The sequence below is a fragment of the Mesorhizobium sp. L103C131B0 genome (assembly GCF_000502275.1).
Classification (GTDB): domain Bacteria; phylum Pseudomonadota; class Alphaproteobacteria; order Rhizobiales; family Rhizobiaceae; genus Mesorhizobium.
Genome location: NZ_AYXC01000001.1, coordinates 576,008 through 598,459 on the forward strand (window position 1 = coordinate 576,008; position 22,452 = coordinate 598,459).

General features: G+C 57.5%; 20 protein-coding genes and 1 pseudogene. 9 read left to right on the forward strand and 12 right to left on the reverse strand.

What is annotated here, in order from left to right:
- Nucleotides 1-49: 49 nt before the first annotated feature.
- The 4 genes from X730_RS161550 (at nt 50) to X730_RS1000000165135 (ending at nt 4,701) form a co-directional block, all read left to right on the forward strand.
- Nucleotides 50-289: a hypothetical protein gene (locus X730_RS161550; protein ID WP_023825483.1), complete on the forward strand. Its 240-nt coding sequence runs from the start codon at nt 50-52 to the stop codon at nt 287-289.
- Between the two features lie 180 nt (nt 290-469).
- A complete protein-coding gene (locus tag X730_RS161545) occupies nt 470-3,292 on the forward strand; it encodes a TrlF family AAA-like ATPase (protein WP_081731495.1) in 2,823 nt (940 codons plus the stop codon).
- A 223-nt stretch (nt 3,293-3,515) separates the two neighbouring features.
- On the forward strand, nt 3,516-4,442 hold the full coding sequence (locus X730_RS01000000164125) for a restriction endonuclease (protein WP_196814787.1): 927 nt from the start codon (nt 3,516-3,518) through the stop codon (nt 4,440-4,442).
- Complete coding sequence (locus tag X730_RS1000000165135) at nt 4,429-4,701, forward strand: hypothetical protein (RefSeq protein ID WP_023825487.1); 273 nt, start codon at nt 4,429-4,431, stop codon at nt 4,699-4,701. Before X730_RS01000000164125 ends, X730_RS1000000165135 begins: the two co-directional genes overlap by 14 nt.
- 21 nt (nt 4,702-4,722) lie before the next feature.
- Here X730_RS1000000165135 and X730_RS161540 read toward each other — a convergent pair whose 3' ends face one another.
- From X730_RS161540 to X730_RS01000000164130, 7 genes are all read right to left on the reverse strand, one after another.
- Nucleotides 4,723-5,727 carry a hypothetical protein gene (locus X730_RS161540; RefSeq protein ID WP_023825488.1) on the reverse strand — a complete coding sequence of 335 codons (1,005 nt, stop codon included), beginning with the start codon at nt 5,725-5,727 and terminating at the stop codon, nt 4,723-4,725.
- Nucleotides 5,728-5,907: 180 nt separating this feature from the next.
- Nucleotides 5,908-6,585, reverse strand: a complete 678-nt coding sequence (locus X730_RS161535; protein ID WP_155922388.1) for a hypothetical protein — start codon at nt 6,583-6,585, stop codon at nt 5,908-5,910.
- Between the two features lie 50 nt (nt 6,586-6,635).
- On the reverse strand, nt 6,636-8,336 hold the full coding sequence (locus tag X730_RS161530) for a hypothetical protein (RefSeq protein ID WP_023825490.1): 1,701 nt from the start codon (nt 8,334-8,336) through the stop codon (nt 6,636-6,638).
- A gap of 126 nt (nt 8,337-8,462) precedes the next feature.
- Nucleotides 8,463-9,980 carry an SAVED domain-containing protein gene (locus tag X730_RS161525; RefSeq protein ID WP_023825491.1) on the reverse strand — a complete coding sequence of 506 codons (1,518 nt, stop codon included), beginning with the start codon at nt 9,978-9,980 and terminating at the stop codon, nt 8,463-8,465.
- The gene (locus tag X730_RS161520; RefSeq protein WP_245261283.1) at nt 9,977-10,921 is read right to left on the reverse strand and encodes an ATP-binding protein; all 945 of its coding nucleotides are present in this window, start codon (nt 10,919-10,921) and stop codon (nt 9,977-9,979) included. The genes X730_RS161525 and X730_RS161520 overlap by 4 nt, the downstream gene beginning before the upstream one ends.
- A complete protein-coding gene (locus X730_RS161515; RefSeq protein WP_023825493.1) occupies nt 10,918-11,424 on the reverse strand; it encodes a hypothetical protein in 507 nt (168 codons plus the stop codon). Before X730_RS161515 ends, X730_RS161520 begins: the two co-directional genes overlap by 4 nt.
- A gap of 93 nt (nt 11,425-11,517) precedes the next feature.
- Complete coding sequence (locus X730_RS01000000164130) at nt 11,518-12,396, reverse strand: CBASS oligonucleotide cyclase (protein ID WP_245261284.1); 879 nt, start codon at nt 12,394-12,396, stop codon at nt 11,518-11,520.
- A 561-nt stretch (nt 12,397-12,957) separates the two neighbouring features.
- Between X730_RS01000000164130 and X730_RS01000000164135 the strand changes: the two are divergent.
- Nucleotides 12,958-13,284 (forward strand): annotated as a pseudogene (locus X730_RS01000000164135) (ArdC-like ssDNA-binding domain-containing protein); the annotation flags it as partial.
- Nucleotides 13,285-13,932: 648 nt separating this feature from the next.
- Here X730_RS01000000164135 and X730_RS1000000165705 read toward each other — a convergent pair.
- From X730_RS1000000165705 to X730_RS161505, 3 genes are read right to left on the reverse strand one after another with little or no spacing between them, the layout of a single operon-like run.
- Nucleotides 13,933-14,106, reverse strand: coding sequence for a recombinase family protein (locus X730_RS1000000165705; protein ID WP_023825495.1), 174 nt, complete (start codon nt 14,104-14,106; stop codon nt 13,933-13,935).
- A gap of 46 nt (nt 14,107-14,152) precedes the next feature.
- Nucleotides 14,153-14,437, reverse strand: a complete 285-nt coding sequence (locus tag X730_RS161510; protein WP_023825496.1) for a conjugal transfer protein TraD — start codon at nt 14,435-14,437, stop codon at nt 14,153-14,155.
- A 1-nt stretch (nt 14,438) separates the two neighbouring features.
- Nucleotides 14,439-14,765: a conjugal transfer protein TraD gene (locus X730_RS161505; protein ID WP_023825497.1), complete on the reverse strand. Its 327-nt coding sequence runs from the start codon at nt 14,763-14,765 to the stop codon at nt 14,439-14,441.
- A gap of 172 nt (nt 14,766-14,937) precedes the next feature.
- Between X730_RS161505 and traA the strand changes: the two genes are divergently transcribed.
- Both traA and X730_RS161495 read left to right on the forward strand, forming a co-directional pair.
- On the forward strand, nt 14,938-17,934 hold the full coding sequence (traA, locus tag X730_RS161500) for a Ti-type conjugative transfer relaxase TraA (protein ID WP_023825498.1): 2,997 nt from the start codon (nt 14,938-14,940) through the stop codon (nt 17,932-17,934).
- Between the two features lie 128 nt (nt 17,935-18,062).
- Complete coding sequence (locus X730_RS161495) at nt 18,063-18,275, forward strand: AlpA family phage regulatory protein (protein ID WP_023825499.1); 213 nt, start codon at nt 18,063-18,065, stop codon at nt 18,273-18,275.
- A gap of 281 nt (nt 18,276-18,556) precedes the next feature.
- Here X730_RS161495 and X730_RS161490 read toward each other — a convergent pair whose 3' ends face one another.
- Nucleotides 18,557-19,201, reverse strand: a complete 645-nt coding sequence (locus X730_RS161490) for a hypothetical protein (protein WP_031196525.1) — start codon at nt 19,199-19,201, stop codon at nt 18,557-18,559.
- A 161-nt stretch (nt 19,202-19,362) separates the two neighbouring features.
- On the opposite strand from X730_RS161490, the gene X730_RS1000000168465 reads away from it, so the two are divergent.
- Entirely contained in the window at nt 19,363-19,590 is a 228-nt protein-coding gene (locus X730_RS1000000168465) for a helix-turn-helix transcriptional regulator (RefSeq protein ID WP_245261291.1), read from the forward strand.
- Nucleotides 19,591-19,696: 106 nt separating this feature from the next.
- On the opposite strand, the gene X730_RS0133035 is transcribed toward X730_RS1000000168465, so the two are convergent.
- Nucleotides 19,697-20,971: a tyrosine-type recombinase/integrase gene (locus X730_RS0133035; RefSeq protein WP_031196527.1), complete on the reverse strand. Its 1,275-nt coding sequence runs from the start codon at nt 20,969-20,971 to the stop codon at nt 19,697-19,699.
- Nucleotides 20,972-21,416: 445 nt separating this feature from the next.
- Here X730_RS0133035 and X730_RS161480 point away from each other — a divergent pair, with 445 nt between their 5' ends.
- Nucleotides 21,417-22,376: a LysR family transcriptional regulator gene (locus X730_RS161480; protein WP_023686474.1), complete on the forward strand. Its 960-nt coding sequence runs from the start codon at nt 21,417-21,419 to the stop codon at nt 22,374-22,376.
- The last annotated feature ends 76 nt before the right edge of the window (nt 22,377-22,452 follow it).

Here is a 22,452-nt window from a genome sequence, read left to right on the forward strand (position 1 = left end):
TTTTCGCGCATCGGCTGGATGGTCCGGCTCTTAAACGAAAGGAAACACCATGAGCACCAACGCCAAATCCGAACGTCCCCTCTTCCGGGTCACCTTCTCCCGCATCACCGGCAAAGACGACAAGGGCAACGATGTCCTCGCCAAGCCCAAAGAGATCGGCGCCATCTGGGCCAGGAAGCACGGCAAAGCCGGCGGCATTCTCAGCCTCGATCTGATCCCGGTCGAACTGAGCCAACGGCAAGGCGTCCTCTTCGTCCTCCCGGTGGACCAGGACGAAAGTGCCGAATAGAGTTTCTGAGAAAAGCCGCCCTTTGCAGGGGCGGCTTTTTCTTTGGAAAAGGCAAGTAAGCCATTCGTTTTAGTTAATAGCACGATGCCCAGAAATACTTTCGCTGGGCAATCTGCCCGCTCTTGCCTATTCTGACAACAAAATATGACTGAGCGCTGATACGCTTGGCTAGGGGGAAATATGAGCTTCGCGTCATGGAGAAAATGTGATTTTCAGATTCACACGCCCCGAGATCCCGCTTGGATCGGCGCGAGAACGGTCGGGTTAGGCGAAGTCCTAAAAGCCACGGGCGCGCCCGCAGCAGCGCACGACGTTGACGTTGCGCGCAAACAGTGGGCGAATGAACTTCTGGATCAATGCATCGTCCGGGGTCTGAGTGCCATCGCCCTCACCGATCACCATGAGATGGTATTCATCCCATACGTTCAGCAGGTAATAGCAGAACGAAAGGCAGCCGATCCTCAATTCGATTTCTGGCTTTTTCCAGGGATGGAACTTACCGCCGCTGGTGGCAAGCAATCCCTGATCATTTTCGACGCTGACATTTCGGAGGATTGGCGCAGACAGGCACAGGGCAAGCTTGGCATTGTCTACGCCGATCTAGAAGAAAAGCACGCCAAAAGTCCGAAGGTCACCCAGCTCGCCTACAACTACGCAGATATCGGCTCTGAGTTGGATAAACTCGATGGGCTTTGCGGTAAGTACATCGTTCTGCCGAATGTCTCTCAAGGCAACAGCCACACAGTTTTGACCGATGGAGGCCACGCCGATTTTCGCCGCATGCCCTACGTCGGCGGCTATCTTGATCAAGGTCAAACGCACTCCACACTGGGGACCAAAAATCAGAGGCGACTTTCCGGTCTCGACAAGACCTGGTGCACGAGAGAGATTTTTCCCCTTCCAACGTCGGACAGCCGATCCGCTGATTTTTCGACGGTCGGGTCAAACAGTACCTGGATTAAACTGGCAGCACCGACCGCAGAGGCGATCCGCCAAGCGTTCCTAGGTCACAAATCCCGGATCACCACTAAACCACCCCAACTCCCTTCCCTCGTGGTGTCTGAGATTGAGATCGATGGCTCCGCAATTTTGGAAAAAACAGAATTCCCTTTTAGCCCCGAGTTCAACTCAGTCATTGGCGGACGCGGTAGCGGGAAAAGCTCATTCCTTGAGTATGTGTCCTTTGGATTGGGCCGTAGCTGCTATGATGTCGAGCGCGACCACTATTCGGGAACGGAGCGCATGCGTGACCTGATCAATGACACGCTCATTGCAAAGGGCGCGCGGGTCAAGCTAACGGTCACACAAGACAATGCGGCTTTCGAGATAGTTCGAGGCCCTGCGACCGCCTATCAGCCGACAATTACCTATCCCAATGGATCGAAGCAGACGGCCACGGTCAAAGAGCTTCGGGCGCTATTTCCTGCCGTAGTGTATAGCCAAGGCGAGCTTGCAGAAATCGGAAAGCAGGCAGGCAAGAAAACCCAGCTTTCCGACCTACTGCAGTTTGTAAATCCGGACTACAAACGAGAAGACGACCGCCTCACCCTCGACATTGAAGCTGCCAAGGTCACGGTCAAGGCCGGCGTTCAAGGTCTTGCTGCGCATTGGATATTGCAATCTCAACTGCGCAAGCTAACCACGACCAAGGCTTCGCTCACTCAGCGCGTCGAGGCACTCGAAAAGACGCTTCCCGCCCTATCCGAAGAAGATAAGTCTATTGTCGCGTATTTCGACAAGGCGAATGAATTTGAATCGAAGCGGCTCCAGGCATCAAAACATGCTGACCAGATAGTCGAAGAGCTAGATAAATCGATCACAGAGCTCGTTATCGAACGCGATCTAGCGACTGATTCGGCCGATGACTCGGCGGCAATACGCAATGGCTATGGCGAATTATTTTCAACCTTCAGCGCCGGCATAAAACAGTTCAAAGCAGATATGAAAGCCAAGCGCTCAACATTGGCTGCGGCTGAAACCGAATGGGCTGCAAATTTCAAGGTGGCGAGGGCAGCGAGAGACGAGGTTCTCGAAAAGCTGGGGGCACACAAGACCGCTACAAGCCAGATCATTAAGCTTCGGGAAGAGATCACCGACCTCACCAACCAGATCGGTGATTTGGACGCGAGAATCAAAGCCAATGGGGACCCGGCTGCCGGCTTGAATGAAAAGCTTGTTGCCCTCAGGACATTAAATGATCGTCGTACAGAACGGACGCAGGAATGGGCGAAGGAGATCGAGCGTCTGTCCAACGGGAAAATCAAAGCTATTGTAGACGCGGCGGGCGACGTTTCGGAGATAAAAGACGCAGTCGATCTGCTCGCCAACAAAACAGGATCACAAGAAGCGACCCGTCTCAAAGAATTGGATGATGCTGTAGCCGAAGACACGCCTATCGCGTTCCTCGACCATATGCGAGCCGATAGCCTTTCGCTTCTGTATTGGCGTCAGATAGGCGCGGCCAGCGGCGAGAAGCAGCCCGATTGTGCTGTCTTGTTCGGAGTGCTTGGTGACACAGATCGTATTCGCGCGGCTTTAAGCGAAAAGCTCGACACAACGCGGGTGGAGACAGTTGCCGCCGCCCTTCCGAAGCCGATGATTACCCTCTCCTATTCCGATGGTGCCAAAGAAATTGCCTTCGAAAAGGCGTCGGAGGGCCAGCGAGCGGCGGCGTTGCTCTTTATGCTTCTCGAGCAGCCCGGGGGGCCATTGATCATAGATCAGCCCGAAGGTGATCTCGATAACCGCATCATCGCAGAGCTTACGGACAAGCTGCACACTGCAAAGCAAAACCGGCAGCTCATTTTTGCCAGTCACAACGCGAACATTGTCGTCAATGGATCGTCAGAGTTGGTAGGGCATCTTGACGTGAAGGACACAGGCGAACGTCAATTTGAATGCGCAGGTGCAATCGATACGCCGTCGATTTGCAAGGTCATCACCTCCACCATGGAGGGCGGTGAAAAGGCATTTAAAGACCGCCAAAACAAATACGGATACTGATTTAGTCGGCGGCCGCTCAGGTGTATCTTGTGTAATCTGAACTCACCTGTTTTCCATCAGCGACATATTTCAAGACCTCACCGACGCGACGCCAAGATGAGTATTGGCAGCTTCTGGTTCATCTGGGTAGAGTTCTAGTTAATTTTTTGTTAGTGACAACACCTCCTTTGCGATCTGTGAAATCGAGCTGTCGTGCGCTAATCTTGCGGTGATGAAGGAACGCATGCAGCCCTATGACGACATAGCACTGGCCGCCAAGATCGCTACGCTGGAGCAGACAATCGAAGCTTGGGCGAGACAAAACGATCTTTGGTTCGATTGCGGCTTCAAATCCTATTTGGAGCACGTAGACGGTGAGCCGAATCCTCCCTCCGTAGTCTCCCTCATGTACTTTGAAGGGCCGCTTTTTAGCATATTCAATGGATACGCTGATGATGAGGGAATGGCCGAAGAATTCTACAAACTTGTAGATGGCTTGGGCTTCGACGCCGAGCAGCGCGACGGCACGTCCATGGCATTCTTCGCACAAGATCCTGAAGTGTCCGCTGCATTCGATGCCCTCTTTCATTGGCAATGGGTTTGCAGCCTGCTGAAGCCGGATTGCTCCGATGTCTATGAAGAGATTTACGCCCATTTCGCTGGGCGGCCAGACGACCTCCATCGATTGTCGTGGCGAGAGTACGAAATTCTCCTGTATCGCATCTTCCAGAGCCAAGGCTTTCAGGCCGAGTTGGGTCCTGGCCGCAACGACGGAGGCGTCGACATCCGTCTGCTGCAACGCGATCCGATTGGAGACATTCTGACGCTCGTGCAGGCGAAGAAGTATGCACCGCATCGCAACATTCGACTCGATGCGGTAGCTGCTCTTCACGGAATTGCAGCCGTTGAAAACGCGCAGAAAAGCATCGTTGTCACCACGTCGAACTATGAGCCGGTTGCTAAACGGTTCGCTGCCAGAACGTCAGGATCGCTGCAACTGGCTACCTCAGCAGATGTCGTTGGATGGTGCGAAGAGGCAACAGCGGGCATCATCAAAGATAAGTCCTGCTTGTCTCCACCGAAAACGTTCGCAAATTGCTACTCAGTATCTCAGGAAAGAAAGACAGGCGCATCCTACGAGCAACTCTGGTTACAATATGGTTCTCAATGAATTTGCGCTGATCATCAAAGAGACAAACCATGCAGCGCTTTTGATGTCTCTACCCAACGAAATCGTCTCGCATGACGGGTATGGTCAGACAGGACTTGAGGTACCCCTCATGAATGAGCGGGCGCTCGATATGAAAAAAGCCGAGACCGTTTGGCGCGCGAAACGCACCTTCTACAGCGGTGAGGCAACATTCTGGGATGGGAGACATCTGTTTTCACCCTGGAGCGGGAACCCCGAGCACTTTAGCTTTTTGGATTGAGCTCAAAGACCTTGCATCAAATCAATTCCCTCGCATCCGTTCGATCTCTTCCTCAACGTGAGCGTCGAGCGCAGATGTGGCTTCGTCAATCCAGCCGCGCACGGCTGACGTTTCATCCATAAACATCTGATACTTTCGAAGGGCTTTGTGGGAATTCTTCTCCCCGCGCACGCCCTGGAGACGTTTGCGCCACGAAGGGATGGGATCGTTACGATATTGAAGTGGATAGTGCTCACCAATCCATTGAACGTAACTGTGGACGCTTTTGCCTGACGGAGGATTGGAGCGCAGGAAGGCTTTTCCAGCTTCGCTGAATGTTACCGGCCACGCCTGACAGTCGATTACAATTTGCTCTCGCGTCGGTCGTTTGTCGCGCGGATAGCCACCCTGTAGATACTTGATGAACTCGTCCTTCTCCGTAATTACGCGGTCCATGTGCGAAGCCAGATGTGCCCTCAAGGCGTCATCACTTCCGCTCACTTTGCTCGCCAGCAACGAACAACCGGCTCTGTATTCCTCCCAACTACCCGGCATGAAACGCTTATCGTGGTTCGGAAAATATTTCTTGGCACGCTCGGGAATCTTCAAATTTGAGCCCCAGCCGATTCCGACGGATTTCAGGGTTGCCAGCACATCACAAGCGACAGAAAAGTAGAACCGACTAAGTGCCGGAAGCAGCTCTTCATGCTTCACACCGATATGATAGACCTCGTTCCTATAGCCATGCGCTGTGAGGATCGTCTCGCTGACCTCCTGCGAGAAATGGCCCATCAGGCGCGCGAATTTCACCTTCGGCTCAAAATTGCGCCCAAGCGCATCCGCGAGTTCGCGTTCGTATTTGAATTCCTTGTCCCGGTGCCACGACCTGTTTGATCCGGCCTGAAGTTCAGCAATGTGATGGAGTGTTATCTCGATCGCATTGTCCGTGAGCATCAGCGCAAACCGCGCATTATTTGCATCGCCCAGCATCAAATGATCGTGGGCAAGGTCCAGTTGTTCAAGATTTGCGGCTAACTGTTTGAGCATTCAAAAAACGTACCAGAGACGTAAATATTAGGCGAGCTTTTGGCTCGGCTGCCGCTTTTGTGCACTATGCGAAAAAGGCACTATGGCGTTGCCACCTGCAGCGATCTTCACCGCCGTCTCTACCAGCCATCGGCAACAGCCGCACCGCAGGGCATGCGCAGCCAACCGACGCGCGGCTTCTTATGTCTTCTTCGGCCCAGGCTTCGCCGCCGCGCCTTGAAGCCAGCCGACCCATTTCCTGAGGAATGCGCGATAATCCTGCATAGTGATCTGCAGAAAATGCAACCCCACGACGGCCCGATTTTTCTGATTCGTACTGACAAAGCAAAACCTCGTAACCGGCGTCCCTTCGGTCGTCTGGCCATGGCTGTCGAGGTAGAGAACGCCGCCGTGTGCCAATCCGTTTCGCAGAATGCTGCAGAATGTTTCGGTAGCAAGCGCGTCGGCAGCGCTCAATGCGCCGTCCATGCCAAGAGCTTGTTGAACGGCGGCCGGCAGGCCCTGTTTGGAGAGATCAGGTAGCGCCGCACCCTTTGGCAAATAGTGATAGCGCCAGGCGTCCGCTTTGTAGAAGGGTGCCTTGGAAACGGGGCTCTGACCTATATCCGCCTTCACCGCTTTTGCGAGCGAGGCGTCGAGGACGGCATCATTAAGATGGCCGACCGCCCGACCGTTTTGCGGCTTCCAGATCCTCTCAATCGGCAAGTTGACCATTGGCGTAGAGATCGCCAGGAGGAATGACGCGTTCAGCGGAAGCATCCGCCCGTCAGTCTTGTTCGACACTGACGGCCAAAGCTGTTCGAGTAGCATTTGACATCGGCGTGGAACGTCGATGCTGAAATTCTGCGGATTACCCATATCTCCCCCCTCAATTGTTCCGTCGTTCTATCACGAAAACTGGCCTCTCCTCAGCTGCTTGGTGGAGGCGGCGGGAACAAGACCGTACGCCAGGTGATGGGTGCATCCTCGCGGAACGCCCGCTCCAGCTCCAGCAAGGCAGCATTTCCAGGAAGGCTTTCGACGGCATTTGAAACCATCGCCCGCATCTGGTCGTACTCTCGTGCCTCACGATATCTTTCTGCCAAGGCCAAACACATGGCCGCGTCGACGGTACGCGGCGCGTGTAGCCCTTTCGGTGTCGCTCGAACCTCGAAGTACTGGTCAATCTGCTGGCGATGCGCCTCCAGAGGCCATTCACCGACTTTGTCCAAAAACGTCAGTGCGACCAAACCCTCGATCGACGGCGCATCAAAAGCCGTATGGTGCTTTTCGACAAAGGCGTCGAAGCCCGGCATCCGCAAGTCTGATGAAACGACAAGGTTGAACAGAACGTATAATGCAAACATGGCAGGTTTATTTCGCGCACTTGCCTTAGCCATCATGCGCTCAACATCGGAAAGCATCGGACGCAAATCCGTCAGCTGAGCGTCCTTGTCATTGCTCATCACGCCTACGAGCTGGGACAGCAGCCCCTCCAACCGAATTTTCGCGTGATCGGCCCTTTGGAGAGGTTTGCCAACCCAATACTGCGACGCCATCTCCATCAAACGGATGCCCGCCTGTTCGTGCCGGTAGTTATACTCTTCGAATTCGACCTTCTGACCTCGCGCGATAAATTCTTTGATCACCGTACGCGTAAGGCGTGCGAGCCCCTGAAACGTCAGGACCGCTTTCCGGTCTACGTAAGTGACTTCCCAGTGGCCAAATGGATGGGTCAGGCTGTCGGGTAAGACCCGCAGATTATGCAGGTATCTTGATCGAAGCGCATAGGCTTGACGCAAAGCCTCATCAAGCTCGTAGGCCGCAACCGGGGTACCATCTTCAATCGAGAAGTTGCGGAAGTAGCTCTTATCGAGATGTGCCGTGACAAACGCGCGGTAGCGCCGCGAAAGCAAAACGTGTTCGGCAGAAAGGATCGCCTCGCGAACGCGCTGTCCGGTTCGGGCTGATGCACGCGAAAGCGCCACGTCGACTGGCTTTCGCTTCCGCTCGTCTACGTCGTCCCAACCGCTCTGGTAACCGTCGAAATCTTGTGCCAGGGATTCAATGGCTGACACCATCAGCGTATAAGCCACGCCCAGATCATCGAGCAGGCGGTGCACGCCCGCGACGTAGGTTCGAATGGCTCGCATCGCCGCTAAGAACCTGCGCCGGTCCAAAGCCAGCAAATCGCGCACAAGACTAACAAACTTCGCGCTATCCTCCGGCGTTAGCCAAATCTGGTCCTTAAATGTGCGCTTGAGAAAATCGCGAGGCGGCGCGTAAGAAGCCAAGCTCGGCTTCGCACTCAACAAGCGGTCGACCAACGCAGCCTCAGGGGAAACCACAGCATCAAATCCGAACGACGCGACGGCAGAAAAATCGACGAGGAACGGTTCGATTCCGTGCGAGACCAAAACTCCAGGTCCGACAGGCTCTTCTTCTATTCGTTCGTCCAACTCATATATGAGCGCCAGGTTTTCCCTCAGCGAGTTGGTTCCAAGCAGCGTGCCTGCGGCGGTAACGATCGGTTCGTCGCGAAGATATAGATTTGAATATAAAACGCCTCTTAGGCGGTTTGTTCGTCCGACTCCGCGCGCGAAAAGCTTCCCCGTATTTATCTGTAGCATCTATACACCCCATGTTATGCAGGCCGTATACTACCACGTTCTCACGCGCTACGGCTCCGGCAGATGCAGCGCGAATACTCTGCAATAAGGCAATTCCAGGCGCGAGTTCAAAACACGCGCTTGTTGCTAAACCGGAAGCGACAGCGAGGGCTGATAGGAGCCGTCTTGATTCTCCTCGTAGTCGAACTCGTAGAGCGTCACCGACCCCATCGCGACGCGCCGCTGGCCGAGGAAGAAGGCAAAGCCTCCCGGTGCCGCCATGAAGATGTGCACACGCGCGGCGCTGCTTGGAGTTTTAAGGCTTCGGATTTTTGCGGTCAGCGCTTCAGCTAGACGAAACGCATGATGGCCGGAACGGATGGAAGTCGCGCCTACTCCGCTCGACGGCTTCGCTGATAAAAACTGCCCGGCGGTTGGAACTGCGCGCGACACATATTCGCCGACGGCCGCATCCAGATCATGGGTGACGCCGATCGCGACAACGATGTCCTTGCCTTCTCCGGCCATCGGCCTGAGCTCGAAATTCCAATCGGGCCACGCCGGATCGAGCTCTGTGTCATCCGCGCTCCAAATCGTCTTGCCGACGATGCGCTGTTCCAACTCGACAATGCGCCCAGACTTGATGTCGAGCACCGACCCTGCCGCGAAACTCAGCGTCAGGTGCGCATCGAGAATGAGCCGCAGCCGGTCCGCCGGCTGCGCGGCGGCCAAAAGAAAGCTTGAAAGTGCGGGATAAAGCGATGTCGCCCAATCTGCTTCGGGACGTATCTGGCGCTCGTTGAAGCTCGGAACCAGATTGAGGAGGGCGGTGCAGCGATCTTCGAGCTTGTCCGTCTTATGCTCGAAGGATTTGACGCCGTACACCTTAGGCCCATGATCGCCGGGCGTCGTCAGCAGACCCTCGCGAGAGCAGACTTCCATGAAGCTTTGGCGATCGAATTCGAGCCTTCCCTTGGCAGCCCACTGGTAGGGAAGATCGTCGTAGCCAAATGTGCTCTCGTTCGCCGGAATGCGACGTAGGCCCACCAGGCCGAAAATATCATTCAGGCGCTCTCGTATCTCCTCCAATGACTCGGTCGTCTCCGACAGGGCCAGCATGCCGGCAAGGCCGCGAAGCTCGTCATCGTCGATTGAAAGATGATCCCGCCAGTTCTTTCTGATCTGACCTGCCTTGCTCCGATCGCCTCCTAAAAAGAGGCGCTCAAGGCGCAGCTCTTGCGAGCGCTCATTCATCATGTCTTTCAGCGGATCGCTTCTTTCGATCCGCCAATTGGTCAGCAGCCGGAACCGTGCACCGGTGCGATCGCCGGTGTAGGCGCGCCGCGCCTTGAGACCGCGCTCCAGGAGTGAGACTGCATTCGCATTGATGAATTCAGGCTCGGACAAATTCGCAAATCCGTAAGTGTCAGGCGTGCCGTGCCACTTACACTGAATATGCTCGCGGCCAAGTGGGACTAACCCCATCAAGCTCAATGATTTTGCAGGATCGTAGTCGACCCAAACATCATCGAAGCCCTTCGGACCACTCTCGAACCCGACGCGAATAACGTTGCTTGCCGGATCGAGCAGACGCGCCGCTTTGGACCAGAACACCCGTGACTGGAACGCATCCCCATCGCGGCGTACCGGGACCGCCTGGGTCATATGCCGCCATCGCGAAAAGGCGGCGTCGGAGAGATCGTCGTTAATAGCTCGAGCGTGCGTGCCACCGTGATCGGCTTGGTCGGATAAGCATCAAGAACCAAAGTCGGCAAGAGTCGCTGCGTGAGATCGGAGAACGTGAAACCGTATTCGCGGCCCTTTTGCGGACCAGTCATCGCGACGACGCGGTGGATATCGGCCGCGCTGAATCCCGCTTCCGTGAGAGGTGAGGACAGTACCACTTCCCGCTGCGCATCGTTCGGACGATTGAATTCGAACACATCCGCCGCCCGGCGTCGAACAGCCGGATCGATCGCGCTCAGCCGGTTCGTGCAAAGGATAATTGCAACCGGCAATCGTTTTTGTGCGATTTGGTCGACGCCGCGGATGAATGCGTTTACGCCGGCACGGTCTTCGTGGTGCATCTGCGTGTTCTCACGGCTTTGCGTGATTGCGTCGGCCTCGTCCACGAGAAGAATCAAGCCCCCACTCGCCTTTGCGTTATTGGGGCGCTTCAGTTTTTCACCGGCTCTGATGACCTCATCGAAAGCGGCCGATAGAAGTTTCGTCATCTCGCCGACCTTGCCGGAGCCTCTTGACGAAAGGCTCAGCGGATAGAGCGTCACCGAGATATCTTCCTGCCTGGCGACGGCGTCGCCGACCGTCTCCGCGAGTTCGGTCTTGCCGGTGCCAACGTCGCCGGCTAGCACGACCAGCGGTGGCCTGCGCTCGACGTAGTCAAGTAGCGTCACCGCGCCTTTGTGGTGCTTCTCGGCCCATTGTTTCGGACCGGCTGGATTGACCAGGATTCCCAGCAGCTTTGTCAGCCGGGACTTCGCATCATCGACGCCAACAAGCCGTAGGAAGCGTTTGCGCGCATCCATGTCCGGAAAATCCAGACGGCGATCGAAAACCTCTTCCAGTCCGACTTTCTCGTGCATCATTTCCTCACCGTGGCACGGCCGATGCCGCGTCCCCCGGCTCCATAGTTGAGGTCATCGGCCCAATAGCCGGCCTCAAGCTCGGGCGCGGAGCCACTCCCGCGCTCGAATGGCAACTCACGCCCCAACGCTCTCCGCTGTTCTTCGGTCAAACCCGAGTAGTCGTACCGAAGGAACGACGTGAACGTGGCGCCACTTACATCGAGGGCAGGCCGAATCTTGCCCGGATCATCGTCACTGGCGAGAGAGCCGTTGGGCAGCATCGTGTAGCGAATAGATGCTTCGGTCCATTTTTCGCCGCGCTTGAATCCGTAGACGACCCAATTGAGAGTCTTGTACTTGAGCATTACGGCAAGCTCGCGCTCGTACTTGTCGATCCACTCGTCGGTCGGGCCGTCCGTGTAGAAGCGCTGAAACTTCTTGAGGTCAGTCGCGACCTTCGACGCCAAATATTTCGCATGGGCGATCGTGAAGGTCTCGGTCTGTGTGGTTGTGTATGTGCTCATGGGGCCTACGCGCTAAAGGTTGATCCAAATACTTTCTGCCACGCCCGCACCGTCTCCCCCTTAGTGGTGGCACGCAGCGCATAGTCGATGGCGTCACCCGCTGCGATCGCGGCCTCGAAAATCCTCGATTTGTTGGTGTTCGTAAAGTTTTGCGACGTTATTTTCGCAATTCACCGGGTCCCATATCCGGACCGGGTCGGTCGTCGCCTTGCACATGCTTGGGTCGTAGTAATCGGCAAACGAAATGACCGTCCGGAAATCGTCGGACGCCATGTACGTGAATATTTTTGCCAGGGCCTCAGGATAGTCGTTAAGCACCAAGCCTCTGTCCGCGAGGTGCGCGACCAGCAACTCAACCATGAACGACTTGAACCGGAAATTCTCCGGATCGGCCTGTTTCTGAAGTTTGCACCAGAATTTGATGAGCCGAACTACCTGAGCGAAATGAGTCTCACTACGTGTCTTGCGGCGCCGAATGAAATCGAGATGCATCGGGATGCTGGTCATCAATTTCTCACCCGTGTCCTGCGACACGAGATCGCCCCGCCACTGGGGATCGCCGCTATACAAAATCGGGACGATATCAACCTCGTTGCCAGTCGTTATGAAGTTGACGGCGACCGAGTACTCTTTCGGCTTTATCTGGTCAGGCCTAAAATTCGGAAACGCCTTCGCAAGCCGCACCGCAATAAATTCAATGAGGTCAGAAATCTTGTGCGGGGCACCGGAGGAAGACACGTAGCAGCCGACATCGATGTCGCTGATTGACTTCAAAGCCGTGCCCTTTGCGAGGCTGCCAGACAACAACATCTTTCGCAGTTCGAAATGCGGATTGTCGCCAATATAATTCTCAAGCCGATCGCGCAGCATGTTTGCTTGCCGGCGCAGGTCGTACGCGTCGTCTCTTTTCAAATTCACGCGCTCGTCTGCAAAGGCGACGATATCGCGGTGACCGACGTGATCTGTGCTCATAAGCCCTCAACGACAGTATTGTCGCAAACCGAAAGCGGAACATAGGGAGAACAGGAATGCAAGGACAATATGCGGTTGCCCACAGGTAGGTATTTGCCACCCGGAAACCAGTGCCCCAGATTTTCATTTTTCTTGCCGCCCCGATAAATACGGATGGGCTCTATCTCGCGTGCGCTCGACCGAACCCGCTCGGGCGGTTTCAGCCCAGTCGGGTGACGATCCCTAGCGGTGCGAATGATGCGGCCTCGTCGGCCGCCAGCTCTTTTTGCGACGCGCGTGTTGCACGCGCTGCACCCGATTTGTCCAGCTTACACCGACGCCTGGGAGGGTCCCAATAGCCGAAGTCCGGCTGGCCCGCTCCATTAGGAGCAAAGCTCCTCCGGTGGGGCCGACCGACGCCCGCTTTAGCGGGTTCGGCTTTGGCGTCCCCGCTTTCGATCCGACGTCCATTTCCGCCCGCACGGGCGGATTGAAAGATGGACGCTCGGCGCTGGCCAGGGATCCATGCGCAACGTCTCAAGGAAACGGTCTCGCGACTCAACCCAAGCAAGCGAGGCGAATATGAAACAGGACATTTACGAGAGGATCACAAACAACATCGTTGCCGAGTTGGAAAAAGGCGTTAGGCCTTGGAACCAGCCTTGGAGCGCCGGGCATGCGGCCGGCAGGATTAACAGGCCGCTTCGCGCGAGCGGCGTTCCTTATCGCGGTATCAACGTCATCATGTTGTGGTCGGAAGCAAGCAGCAAAGGGTATGCCGCGCCGATCTGGATGACATTCAAGCAGGCCCAGGAGTTGGGCGGCAACGTTCGAAAAGGCGAGCAAGGTAGCCTTGTCGTTTACGCGAACACCGTGAGCCGCACCGAAACTGACGGACAGACCGGTGAAGGATGGTGCGCAAGACATTGGACAGGAGCCGTTCGAGCATCGCAGAAAAACCGGGGCACGCTGTAACCGCGTCGGCGCCGGGTAGTGTCTCAGTTTGAAATTTGCGGAAACGCCTAATTCGTTTGGCCGAATTGTGCAAACGCCTATATGCTTAGCGGAAAGCATGGAGGCGAATGGTGAACCTGCAAGTGGTCCGTGCGATACATAGCAAGTGGGCCGTCGCTAGTTGCACGCATTCGCCAACGGTCTTATGAGAAAAGGACCACAAACGCGAGGGGCTTGTAATGATCCGGTTATTCGTTGTTTTCGCTTGCACGCTTATCATCAGCGGCACTGCTATTGCCGCCGACCCGGTAGCTACGCCGATCCCGGACACTGCCGCTAATCAAAGTCCGGTCGCCGCCTACGCGTGTCTTCACTGTCCCCAAGGTGACAGAATATGCTATCCTAACAGCTGTACTTCTCCAGGAGTTAATTGTCACGCGACTGGAGGAGCTTGTGACCCCCACGGAATGGTGGGCTGCCCAAACCTTCCATATTGCTGACGTGCGCTGCGCTATGCGCACCCTATTGCAGTGATAGCGAACGACCGAAGCCTAGCAAGCGCGGCTTACAAATAGACCGCACCCTAAATTTCAAACTGAGACACTACCCGGCGCCGCTCACCGCCGCGTCGTAATAGCTCTCGATGATTTCGTGACCGGTTGACCTAGCAAATGCCTCAACGGCCTCGCCTTGGCGCCGGTCGCTGTCTTTGTCCAGGCCAACATTGGCTGCGGACGAGGTACGGAGATAGGCCACCGCCTGCCTCATACCACTCATAGCCTGCCGCTCGCCTTCCGTATCGTTTGCTTCAGCATTCTAGCGTTCACGAGCGGAACGCAGTGTGTTCAGCCTCCGATGGTTCAGACTCCGTTTCCCCTTTGTGTGTTGCCGCGTACGCCTCGAACGCCTGCCTCCCCTTTGCGGCCCATAGCTCGCGGGAGTGTTCACCCTGATCACTTTTGAGCTTGTCGGCCACCCAGAGCAGAGCGCCGAGGATGGTGGCGCGATCATCGCCGGTGAGGTCCACAATCCCGGCCTTGATCACGAGGCCGCCCAGTTCGATCAGATGCCGCGTGCGCTTACGGCGCTCGACCTGCCATGTGCGCATATCATGCCGCGCCCGTGCCCCCTGATGCCGGTTGCGGTCTGTCCGATCGCGCCGAAGTGCCGTCAGCGTCGCGGTCAGTTGCCTGTGCAGTTCGCCCCGACCGGCCTTGAAAGAAGGCAGCCCCGCGCTTCGCCCATGCCTCCCGCTTTCCGGCCTCTTTGGTCTCCGCCAGCACGATCAGCGCACCTGCCAATTCCTCGGCGCTGAGCGCATCGGCGCCGGTAGCGATAACCAGTTCGCCAAGTTGCTGCACCTTTCGCGTTTTGAGTTCGCGCGCTTTGTCTTCCAACGCCTTCAGTTCCGCATCAAAGTCCCGTGGTTTGCGCATCGTCGTCTCCATGAGTTGTCGATGCAATGACGATAGTTGAGCACCTGCCGGAAGGCTTCAGTGTTGCCGAGACAGCCCGGGACGGGCTGGTCCATCCCGAGATTTTTTCGAGGGAGGGCGCGCTTATACGTCGTGCCGACGTGCGGTTTGACGTGCAAATGATCTGGTCGCGATGGCGATCTATCATCTTCACGTCAAGGTCATTGGCCGCAAGGCAGGCTCAAGCGCGGTGGCGTCCGCCGCGTACCGCTCGGCGTCGCGGCTGCGCGACGAGCGCATCGAACACAGCCATGATTTTTCAGCCAAACGCGGTGTCGTCCATTCCGAGGTGATGTTGCCTGAGGATGCACCCGAAGCCTGGCGCGACCGCGAGAGGCTGTGGAACGATGTCGAAGCCTTCGAGATGCGCAAGGATGCCCAGCTCGCCCGCGAGGTGGAGTTCGCCCTGCCGCGCGAACTCAGCCAGGCGCAAGGCATCGAACTGGCGCGCCACTTCGTTCAGGCAGAGTTTGTCAGCCGGGGCATGGTCGCCGATCTCAATGTGCATTGGGACAGGGCGGAGGATGGCAGTCCCAAACCGCATGCTCATGTCATGCTGACCATGCGGTCCGTAGACGAGAATGGTTTTGGCGCCAAGGTTCGCGACTGGAATGCTACCCAGCTGGTCGAGCGCTGGCGCGAGCGATGGGCGGAGCTTGCCAATGAGCGTCTGGCCGAACTCGACATCGACGCCCGCATCGATCATCGCAGTCTGGAAGCACAGGGCATTGCCCTGGAGCCGCAAACCCAGATTGGTGCACCGGCGCAACGCATCGAGGGCAGTGGCCTTGCTGCTGGCGATATCGAAGCCGATCGCGCCGAACTGCATCGCGAGATCGCGCGCAACAATGGTGCGCGCATCCTTGCCGATCCATCCGTGGCGCTCGATGCCATCACCCATCAGCAATCGACCTTCACCCGAAAGGACATAGCAAAGTTTGCGCATCGCCACAGCGACGGAATGGAACAGTTCAACGCGGTCGTGGCAGCTATCAGCAACGCACCTGATCTGATTGAACTCGGCAAGGACCGGCGCGGCGAAGACCGTTTCACCACCAAGCAGATGATCGACACCGAACAGCGCCTTCACCACGCGGCAGAGCGTATCGATTTGGACGAGCGACACGCGGTGAGTGACGCACATCGGGAGGCAGCACTGGCGCGGGCTGCGCAACGCGGGCTTGTCCTGTCAGGCGAGCAGACCGATGCGCTTGCGCACATCACCGACGGCCGCGGTCTTGGTATCGTTGTCGGCTTTGCCGGGACGGGCAAGAGCGCCATGCTGGGCGTTGCGCGCCAGGCGTGGGCAGCTGCGGGCTACGAGGTTCGAGGCGCGGCACTCTCCGGCATTGCCGCGGAGAATCTGGAAGGCGGATCGGGCATCCCGTCGCGCACCATCGCCAGTATGGAGCACAGCTGGACACAGGGCCGCGATCTGCTCACCTCGCGCGATGTCCTGGTGATCGATGAGGCCGGCATGGTCGGCACGCGCCAGTTGGAGCGCGTGCTCTCCCATGCGGCGGACGTTGGCGCAAAGATCGTCCTCGTCGGCGATGCGCAGCAGTTGCAGGCCATCGAAGCCGGCGCTGCATTCCGTTCGATCCATGACCGACACGGCGGCGTCGAAATCGGCCAGGTGCGCCGGCAGCGCGAGGACTGGCAGCGCGATGCCACGCGCGATCTGGCAACCGGCAGGATCGGCGCCGCGATCAGCGCCTACGACGCGCAAGGCATGGTGCATCAGGCTGCAACGCGCAATGAGGCGCGAGATGAACTTGTCGAGCGCTGGGATCGCGACAGGCAGGCGCATCCAGAGGCAAGCCGGATCATCCTCACCCACACAAATGACGAAGTACGCGCGCTGAACCAGACAGCCCGCGAGCGCATGCGCGCCGCCGGCGATCTCGGCGACGATGTTCCGGTGACTGTCGAACGCGGCCCAAGAAACTTCGCCAGCGGCGACCGTGTCATGTTCCTGCGCAACGAGCGCGGGCTCGGCGTCAAGAACGGCACGCTTGGCATCGTGGAGGAAGTCAGCAAACGAAGCATGACCGTGCGCACCGATGACGGCAGATCGGTTCGCTTCGACCTGAAAGACTACGCGCACATCGACCACGGCTATGCCGCGACCATTCACAAGGCGCAGGGCATGACGGTCGACCGGACCCATGTGCTCGCCACGCCGGGCATGGATGCGCATGGCAGCTACGTTGCACTGTCGCGGCATCGCGACAAGATGAACCTGCATCACGGCGGCGACGACTTCGCGAACCGCGAACGACTGGACCGCACGCTGTCACGGGACCGCGCCAAGGACATGGCGTCGGATTACGAGCAGGTCGACCCGGCGCGACACTATGCCGAGCGGCGCGGCATCACGTTCCGCGAGCGTGTCGCAGAGATCGTGCGCAAGGTCGTGCCTGAAAGGCTACGCAACATGTTCGACGGCCGGCGCCCTTCGGCAGATGGCGGGCCCGACTTCGACGCCATGCGCGGGCCGGAAAGAGAGGAAGTGCGCCTCGAACCCGCAGCGCCCGCCAGAGAGATCGCCGAGGACGGGCAAGCGGCGTTGCGGAAAGCCCGAACCGATGCGCTCGTGCGCCATGCCCGCGCCATGGACGCGATATTCAGCGACGAGGGCGCAGGAAACAAGGCCAGCCCGATGCGATTGCGCGAACTGGCTAACGCCCGAAAAGCCTTCGACGAGGTGCGCCCCCATGGTTGGCGCGATGCCGAGGCGGCTTATGTGAAGAGCCCGGAACTTGTCGCCGAGGCCGCCGGCGGATACATCAACCGCGCCATCCGCGCCCTCCAGCTTGAAACCGAAATCCGCACCGGACTGGACAACGATCCTGGCCGCCGCGCAGACCATTTCGTGGAGCGTTGGCACAAACTCGACCGGACCAGCCAGCACCAGTATCAGGCGGGTGACATGTCCGGCTACAAGGCCACGCGATCGGCGATGGGTGACATGGCCAAAAGCCTCGAGCGCGATCCGCAGCTTGAATCTATCCTCGCCAACCGCAAGCACGACCTTGGCATCAGCGTCGATTCTGGTCGGCGCCTTGGTGCGGAACTCGCATTCACCCACGGCATCGACCTCGGGCGGGGCCGGGGCGTTGGACTCTAGACAGTCCTATCTGCCGCCGTCTCTATGCCTGGGTACGATGACGCGGAAAACCCTCTTGCGCGCCCGCAAGTGTCTGTCCTCTCTTGATCAGGAGCAGTCAAAAACAACCAGCAGGAGGCAGTGCGTCCATGCGCGAACCAGACCGTATCATCCGCCTGAAAACCGTCGTCTCCCGGACAGGTCTGTCCCGGTCCACCATCTATCGCAAGATCGCCGACGGCACCTTCCCACGCCAGATCCAGATCAGTATCCACGGTGCAGGCTGGCATGAATCCGACATCAGTCGCTGGATCACCAATCCCGTTTCGTGGCGTCCGCAAGACGAGGGCGACAAGTTGTGATGAGGGTGATGCACACTGCGCGGAAAGCTGGCTTCATCGAGACGCTGCGGTCACGGCGGCAGGGTTACTGCCATGTCCGTCAGGAGCGCCGCCGAGGCGAGCGAAAACCTCAAACCAGAAACGATGGTCGGCCTCGCGCCTATCAAGATGGGTTGCTCAAGTAGGCAACTTTGGAGCGAAGCGGCCGTAACGGGCTGCCTCCGATCCGGCTTCCTTCGAAGCAGGCTGCATCCTCACCGCCTATAAGGTCCGTAGGCTAACGATTGCCCGATCGATCGCTATCATCGCCGGATCGATATTTTGTGGTGGCGGCCGAGGTCATCCAGCACCGAACGGATATGAGGCCAAGGGAAATCGGCGGGATGTTCCCAATGCTCACCGTCATGCAAGATAACGAGCAGCTTGGCTAAAATGCCCTCGATGGAGGTAGCGGCTGTCTGCGGTAGATTATCCAGAAGTTCGCTTTCAGCTATTTCGGATTGCCGTATCAGTTCGTCTGCTTTCGAATAGCCGATCTCAGCATCGGCGGCATCCCAACGCGCCTGGTGTGCCGCGAAGTCGGCAACCGCCCTGTTCCATTCGACTTCAATTTCGGGAGAGTACGCGTCGTTCAGGCCTTCCATGGAATGGAGCGTTGATTCCTTACCATCGGCAAGCCGTACCTTGGCGCAGGGAAAGCCGACCGTCCTGGCGAGGTGTGTCTCCAACCTTTGCTGTTCGCGGCACAGCGCCAGTGTCTCGTTGTGGATCTTTTGCCAGCTCCCACACAGACGAAGAGCAGGATCAGCCGCGATGCTGCCGTCCGTCAGTTCGGCGGCCCGCGACTTTACCTGGAAGGGCCATGCCACGGCGGCCGTGGCCGTGCCCCCCAGCAAGCGCCGCCGGGTGACGATAGACAAACTCATGCTATTGTCGGAATCATCCATGATCCGAGCTCCATGAAAGCTGGGGTTGTGGTCAGGTTGGACAGGTGTGACCGCACCCGTCCAACCGCTCAAGATGCTTGTCGGCATCAACGGTAGTAGCAGTGTTACTATCTATGGCCAGAAAATGCAACAACTTAGTAACAGGGTTACTACGAATGGCAATAACTTCGGCCCAGTGTCGGATGGCGCGGGCAGCTCTTCATCTAGGCATTCGGGAGCTTGCTGCCCTCGCCAAGGTCTCTCCCAACACTATCGCGCGATTGGAGCGCGGCGAGGTTTTGTTCGACAACACGCTGCAGGCGGTACAAGGTGCCCTGGAGAACGCTGGCATCGAATTCATCCCCGAGAATGGTGGTGGGCCCGGGGTGCGCTTAGCCAGGCGAAATTAGAGGTGGCGCCACCCAGCGCCCACCGAACTGAGCGGAAACATCTCAGCGCCACCGCTGATAATCGCCTTCGGCCAGCGTTGCCGAGGCTCATGTCTTAGAGCTTTGGTCAGTTCCCGCCCCGCAAAAACGCAGCCCAATCGCTCATCATGGCGCGGCGCTTATCGATCATGGTTTCGCGCCGGTATGCTGCCTCAACGTCACTGTTGATGGCGTGGGCGAGCGCAAATTCCCGCATGTCTCGGGGATAGTCGGACAACTCCCCTGCCCAATCAGAAAACGTTGACCGCAGCCCATGGGGCACGGCTGGACGCTTCGAGTTCTTGTCGAGCCAGCCCGTGCGGCCCGCCTCGATCTCGCTTTCGTGCATCCGTCTCATGGTAGCGCTCAACGTCATGTCGGATAGCATGCCGCCCCGGATCGCCGGAAACACATATTCTGTGTCGGCGGCCGCGGCCTCTCTCATCGCAATTAGGATTGTCATTGCCGCATCGGATAGCGCCACAACGTGCGGCCGCCTCATTTTCATTCGCAATGCCGGCACCGTCCACAATTTGGCGTGCCAATCGATTTCAGGCCATTCCATGCCGCGCACTTCGCCTGATCGCGCAGCGGTCAATGTCGCGAATTCCAATGCCCGTGCACCCGTGCCTTCGCGTTTGCGCAATGCTGCGAACCACGTGGGCGCGTCTTTCAACTGAACAGCGGGCTGATTATCGACTGTCGCAACCTTGCTTGGGTTGGACAACATGGCATTGAGATTGCCCTTCCACTGTGCCGGATTGTCGCCGTCGCGGTGTCCGTGTGCCTTTGCCCAATCAAGCACGCGTTCGCAACGTTGCCGCAAACGCGTGGCCGTCTCCGTCTTGGTCGTCCAGATCGGCTTAAGGATTTCGACCATGTGATGTTTGGTGACTTCGGAAACGGCAAGATTGCCGATGACGGGCATTGCATACTTGTCCAGCGTGGATTGCCATTGCTTCCGATGCTTTTCGTTCCTGAATTCCGCCAGCGTGTCGGCAAGGAATTTGTCAACGGCATCGCGGAATGTGAGATGGCGCTTTGCGGCCTCGATCGCGGCTTTGCGACGCTCGCGCTTCTCTTGAAGCGGATTGATGCCGTTGCGGATTTTGTCTTTGGTCGCCCTCGCCCGCTCGCGGGCTTCGCCCAATGATACGTCATGCCCGCCAAGACCCATTTCGCAACGCCGGCCATTGACGTTTGTTGTGCGCAATAGCCATGACCGGCCGCTGCCCGGCGTGATTTGGAGCATGAGCCCGGCAACACCGCCAACAGCAAACACAGCGTTGCCCGGTGTGGTCGATCCGGGGTGTTTCAAGTTCTTGACGGCTAGTGCTGAAAGTTCCTTCGCGATCTTCGGCATTTCTCTATCCCATCATCTTACCCGCCAAAAACAATGACATTGGATGATACGGATTGCAACGGCGCGAGACAGCCATTTTATATTAAAGCATTGTTATTGCCCTACAATTTTCATTGATTGAGACGACATGAGACAGCAATATGGCTGTCGCTCTCTCCGCCATTATCAAGCCATTGAAACCGCTGCGATTTTCCATCCCAGCGGGTGCGGCTGACTTTACTTCACATGCTCGCCCTGGGTTCATGGCGGATTGCCGGCTTGCTCGCCAAGCCAGGCGCAGAAATGCCGCGGAGCGATCCGGCGGTCGCCGTCACCTGTTCAACCGCCAGAGTTTCAAAGGCGTAGCCGGACCTCTGTCTTCACTCTTCGTGCCCCATCTGTCACCGTCGCAACCAACGCGTTAGTGCCGCCTGGTGCGGTCTCAGGTCGCAGATGAGGTAATTCCATGAATTATAACGATATCGACCTCAATCTATTGCGGGTCTTTGACGTGATGATGCGGGAAAGGAGCGTGACGCGGGCGGCTACCGAATTGGGCAGAACACAATCAGCTGTAAGCCACTCCCTGTCGAAGCTTCGGTATCTATTGCAGGATGAATTGTTCACCAGAGATGGCGGCGAGATGCGGCCAACTCCCCGGGCAGTTGAGCTGCTGTCGAATATTTCCGCCGCACTCGCAACGATCCGCGCATCGATCGACCGGCATCAGATCTTCAATCCAGCAACGACGCGGCGCAACTTTCGCGTTGGACTTACAGATTATCATGCCATGGTTTTCATCCCGGGCCTCATTCGAGAATTTTCCAGGCAAGCTCCTGGCGCGACGCTGAACGTCATTCCCGCAAACGGACCCGAAATCGGTTCATCGGTCTATCTGAGACAAGTTGACTGCGCGCTGACGGGAGCAGCGATACGCGACGACCCAGGTCTCTTGAAGGTGGAGCTTGGCCAGGACCGATTGTTTTGCGCAGTGTGGAGCGGAAGCAAGATCGCCAGAAGCGCAATGACGCTGGAAACCTATCTGGCCAGTTCCCACCTCCAGATTTCCGCAGATGGCCTGGCGGAAGGCCTCGCGGATGCCGCCCTCAAACAGATGGGTCTTCGCCGCAATGTCGTTGCGACCATCTCGAACTATCCGGTGCTGCCCTGGGCGCTTCGCGGCACTGAACTGATTACCCATTGCGGTGATGCCATCCTGCAAATGCTGGATGAGAGGAGTGAGGTGACGTTGGTCCCGCCACCCCTTCCGATAGCGAATGTGAATGCCTGGCTTATTGTTCACCGCCAGATGGCGAATGACCCGGGAACCAGGTGGCTCCGGGAAATCATCGTGGGAATCTACAACGAATCGCGGAGCAAGAGACACCAAGGCACCGTCGGAGCACCGGGGTCGGCCGTAAAATAGGTCGCGCGCGCTGCTTCACCACTCAACCGCTTTTCAGCTGGGAGTGCTTCGCAACTATGACCAGCGCTCATTTTCA

Coding starts and splice junctions, on each gene's coding strand:
- X730_RS161550 (WP_023825483.1), top strand. CDS start 50: ATGAGCACCAACGCCAAATCCGAACGTCCCCTCTTCCGGGTCACCTTC.
- X730_RS161545 (WP_081731495.1), top strand. CDS start 470: ATGAGCTTCGCGTCATGGAGAAAATGTGATTTTCAGATTCACACGCCC.
- X730_RS01000000164125 (WP_196814787.1), top strand. CDS start 3,516: ATGCAGCCCTATGACGACATAGCACTGGCCGCCAAGATCGCTACGCTG.
- X730_RS1000000165135 (WP_023825487.1), top strand. CDS start 4,429: ATGGTTCTCAATGAATTTGCGCTGATCATCAAAGAGACAAACCATGCA.
- X730_RS161540 (WP_023825488.1), bottom strand. CDS start 5,727: ATGCTCAAACAGTTAGCCGCAAATCTTGAACAACTGGACCTTGCCCAC.
- X730_RS161535 (WP_155922388.1), bottom strand. CDS start 6,585: ATGGGTAATCCGCAGAATTTCAGCATCGACGTTCCACGCCGATGTCAA.
- X730_RS161530 (WP_023825490.1), bottom strand. CDS start 8,336: ATGCTACAGATAAATACGGGGAAGCTTTTCGCGCGCGGAGTCGGACGA.
- X730_RS161525 (WP_023825491.1), bottom strand. CDS start 9,980: ATGACCCAGGCGGTCCCGGTACGCCGCGATGGGGATGCGTTCCAGTCA.
- X730_RS161520 (WP_245261283.1), bottom strand. CDS start 10,921: ATGATGCACGAGAAAGTCGGACTGGAAGAGGTTTTCGATCGCCGTCTG.
- X730_RS161515 (WP_023825493.1), bottom strand. CDS start 11,424: ATGAGCACATACACAACCACACAGACCGAGACCTTCACGATCGCCCAT.
- X730_RS01000000164130 (WP_245261284.1), bottom strand. CDS start 12,396: ATGAGCACAGATCACGTCGGTCACCGCGATATCGTCGCCTTTGCAGAC.
- X730_RS1000000165705 (WP_023825495.1), bottom strand. CDS start 14,106: ATGAGTGGTATGAGGCAGGCGGTGGCCTATCTCCGTACCTCGTCCGCA.
- X730_RS161510 (WP_023825496.1), bottom strand. CDS start 14,437: ATGCGCACATGGCAGGTCGAGCGCCGTAAGCGCACGCGGCATCTGATC.
- X730_RS161505 (WP_023825497.1), bottom strand. CDS start 14,765: ATGCGCAAACCACGGGACTTTGATGCGGAACTGAAGGCGTTGGAAGAC.
- traA (WP_023825498.1), top strand. CDS start 14,938: ATGGCGATCTATCATCTTCACGTCAAGGTCATTGGCCGCAAGGCAGGC.
- X730_RS161495 (WP_023825499.1), top strand. CDS start 18,063: ATGCGCGAACCAGACCGTATCATCCGCCTGAAAACCGTCGTCTCCCGG.
- X730_RS161490 (WP_031196525.1), bottom strand. CDS start 19,201: ATGGATGATTCCGACAATAGCATGAGTTTGTCTATCGTCACCCGGCGG.
- X730_RS0133035 (WP_031196527.1), bottom strand. CDS start 20,971: ATGCCGAAGATCGCGAAGGAACTTTCAGCACTAGCCGTCAAGAACTTG.
- X730_RS161480 (WP_023686474.1), top strand. CDS start 21,417: ATGAATTATAACGATATCGACCTCAATCTATTGCGGGTCTTTGACGTG.